This window comes from Bradyrhizobium sp. STM 3809 (assembly GCF_000239795.1).
Taxonomy (GTDB): domain Bacteria; phylum Pseudomonadota; class Alphaproteobacteria; order Rhizobiales; family Xanthobacteraceae; genus Bradyrhizobium.
The window spans coordinates 1-1,754 of the sequence record NZ_CAFJ01000055.1 but is presented as its reverse complement, the minus strand read 5'-3'; the positions used below and the strand labels follow the sequence as shown (position 1 = coordinate 1,754).

The window sequence follows — 1,754 nt, the reverse complement described above, 5'->3', positions numbered from 1 at the left end:
ATCGCCTATCTCAAGCCGGCCTACTCGTCACGCCGCTTTTTTTTTGAACGTGCCGCGGATGTTGTCGAACAGCTCCACCTTCACGCCATTGCGGCGCATGATGAAGCTCTGCTGCAGCACCGAGAGCGTGTTGTTCCAGGCCCAGTAGATCACGAGACCGGCCGGGAAGCCCGCGAGCATGAAGGTGAAGATCAGCGGCATCCAGTTGAAGATCATCGCCTGCGCCGGATCCGGCGGCGTCGGATTCAGCTTCATCTGGAACCACATCGTGATGCCCATGATGATCGGCCAGATGCCGAGCGCGAGGTAGTGGCCGAACAGCGGCAGCTGAGTCGGATCGAAATGCAGCAGCCCGAACAGCGTGAACAGATTGGTCGGGTCCGGCGCCGAGAGGTCCTTGATCCAGCCGATGAACGGCGCGTGCCGCATCTCGATCGTGACGAACAGCACCTTGTACAGCGAGAAGAACACCGGGATCTGCAGCACGACCGGCAGACAGCCGGCGACCGGGTTGATCTTCTCCTTCTTGTAGATCTCCATCATCTCCTGCTGCTGCTTCATCCGGTCGTCCGGATAGCGCTCCTTGAGCGCCTGCAGCTGCGGCTGGATCGCCTTCATCTTGGCCATCGAGGCGTAGGATTTGTTGGCGAGCGGGAAGAAAGCCAGCTTCACCAGCACCGTCACCAGCAGGATCGAGATGCCGAAATTGCCGAAGAAGCGGAAGAAAAAGTCGAGCGCCAGGAACATCGGCTTGGTCAGGAAGTAGAACCAGCCCCAGTCGATCAACAGGTCGAAATGGTTGAGCCCGAGCTTCTGATTGTAGCCGTCGAGTCCGCCGATCGGGAAGTTGATGCCGACGACGCCGGCTTCCTTGGCGCCGGCGAACAGCCGGGTGGAGACGCTGGCCGAGCCGCCGGCCGGCACCGTCTGCGGGTTCTCGACATAGTCGGTCTGGTAGCGGTGCTGGTTGTCGACCAGCTTCGACGAATAGTTCGCCTGCAGCCGCGCATCGGTCATCGGCAGCAGCGCCGCCGCCCAGTATTTGTCGGTGATGCCGAGCCAGCCATTGGTGACGTCGAACTTCGCCGCCTTCTCGTCGTCCATCTTCTTGTAGGTGAACTCCTGCAGGCCCTTCTCGCCGAGATAGCCGATCAGGCCTTCGTGCAGGATGTAGTAGCCGGAGACGTGCGGCGTGCCGTGGCGGGAGATCAGGCCGTAGGGATACAGCGTCACCGGCGCGTTGCCGGCGTTGGTGACGTCGTCCTTGATCGTGAAGAGATAATGATCGTCGACGCTGATGGTGCGCTGGAAGGTCAGGCCGTCGCCATTGGTGTAGGTCAGCTTGACCGGGGTCGACGGCGTCAGAGCGTTCGAGCCGTCCTGCTGCCAGACCGTGTTCTGGTCGGGCACCTGCACCTTGGCGCCGGCGGCGTTGACCCAGCCGAACTCGGCGTAATAGGGCTCGGCGGTGTTCGACGGCGAGAACAGCACGATCGCCGGCGAGCTGGGGTCGACGGTTTCGCGATACTGCACGAAGGCGAGGTCGTCGAGGCGCGCGCCCTTCAGCGAGATGCTGCCGGTCAGGCGCGGGGTGTCGATCTTGACGCGCGGGTTCGCGGCGATCGCGGTGTCGCGCGGCATCACGCCGGAGCTGGTCACGGCGCCGCCCGGCGCGTTCGGGCTGCCGGTGGCGGCCGGGCCCGCTGGCTGCGGAGTTGCGGACGGCGCGGTGCCGTCGGGCTGCGTCGCCGGGG

Annotated in this window: 1 protein-coding gene; it reads right to left on the bottom strand. The window is 63.8% G+C overall.

Features of this window, described 5'->3' with window-relative positions; all coding sequences use genetic code 11:
• Positions 1 to 27 precede the first annotated feature (27 nt).
• Positions 28 to 1,754 (bottom strand): membrane protein insertase YidC (gene yidC / locus BRAS3809_RS02415; protein WP_035655096.1); only part of this gene is annotated, 1,727 nt, incomplete at its 5' end.